At 62.6% G+C, this 1,462-nt stretch carries 1 protein-coding gene; it reads left to right on the plus strand.

The features are described 5' to 3' along the window. Positions 1 to 1,012: 1,012 nt before the first annotated feature. The coding region (locus tag BMW72_RS18570; RefSeq protein WP_208598230.1) for a hypothetical protein at positions 1,013 to 1,462 on the plus strand (450 nt) is incomplete at its 3' end.

The raw sequence follows: 1,462 nt of genomic DNA on the forward strand, positions 1-1,462 counted from the left end.
GCACTGGAATCACCCAGCGCAGCCACCAGGGCCGACGTGCGGGTGAGCTCCAGCACCAGGTTGTTCATGATTCAAGTCAACACCCGACCACCGACACGAGAAAATGTCACTCCTACAAGCACGAAACCGGGCCAACCCACCAAAGAATACCCAAAGAAATGTTTTGCAGCCGGCCCGGGGCTCCCACCGATCCCCGCCCGGCCGGTTCACCCGCACCGCCCGAAACGGCCGCCCCAAAGCCGGCACCAGCCCGCCACGCCTGCCATCGCGGACTCCCGCACCACCACGACTCCACCATCGACACCCGAAGAAAGAAGCACCTCGCCCCGCACGTAGCGCGAATCCACCCCAAAAACCAGCCTGTGGAAACTTCGAAAAGTTGTAGCAATCCGGTCTATGGTGACCGCATGCGAACCCCGCCGCGTCGCCACCCCCGCCACCAACACCCCCACCCCAAAGCCGCGACGACCGCCGGCACACTATTCCTGATCCTCGCCACGCTCAGCGGATGCTCCGCCACCCCCGCCCCCACACCCAGCGACACAACAACACCCGTCACGGAAGCAACCGCCGCGCCGACCGAGACTCCCCCCGTCTTCGCCTCCAACGAGGAAGCGTTGGCAGCCGCGACGGCGGCGTACGCAGAGTATGAAGCCCTGTCAGATTCAATTACTGCTGAAGGCGGGACCAGAGGTGACCGAATCGCAAGCGCTGCCAGCAGCGCCTACCTTCCCAAACTCTTGGACGGATTCGAGGGATTCGCTAAAAAGGGACTAGTAAGCCGCGGTGCATCGACCTATGACACGCCGTCACTCATTCGAAGTTCCATAGAACCCCATGGGGGCGTGGTAATCGAGTTGTACCTTTGTTCGGACATTTCAGCCGTGCGCCTGTTCGATGCCGCTGGCGTCGACGTAACTCCGACTCAACGTACAGACAGAATTCCCTTGCAAGTGGGCTTTATCTCGAGCGCAGCGGAGCCGTCCCTGTTGCTCGTCGACAAGGAGGACGTATGGTCCGGCAAAAACTTTTGTCAGCTCTCGTAGTCGGAATTCTTCTCGTGTTCTTACTACCCGGACTTTCACCCGCCTCGGCGTGCACCATTTCCGAGTCTCTGACCGAAGACTGCCCCGAAGGGCTCATCTCGGGCGGTGTAGCAAACGGTGGCAGTGTCGACCTGACGGCGGGCTCCAGTTCGGGCTCCAGCGGCACGGGGACCTCGAGTCACCCACGGCGAGGACGCGGCGGCACGGTCACCACGGCACCACCGCGCATCTGCGCCAACGGAGACCCAGCCAAACCCGGCATCAAAACCATCCCCTGCGGTAACGGATCCTTCCTTCCCTTCGCCACCAACCCCACACCAACCACCCCCTGCACCGTCTGCTCCCCCGCCACCATCGTGCGCGTCTCCGACCTGCAAAACTTCCCCGCCTACCCCACCCCCACCGGCATGGAACCC

The organism is Cryobacterium luteum (assembly GCF_900110125.1).
Lineage (GTDB): Bacteria > Actinomycetota > Actinomycetes > Actinomycetales > Microbacteriaceae > Cryobacterium > Cryobacterium luteum.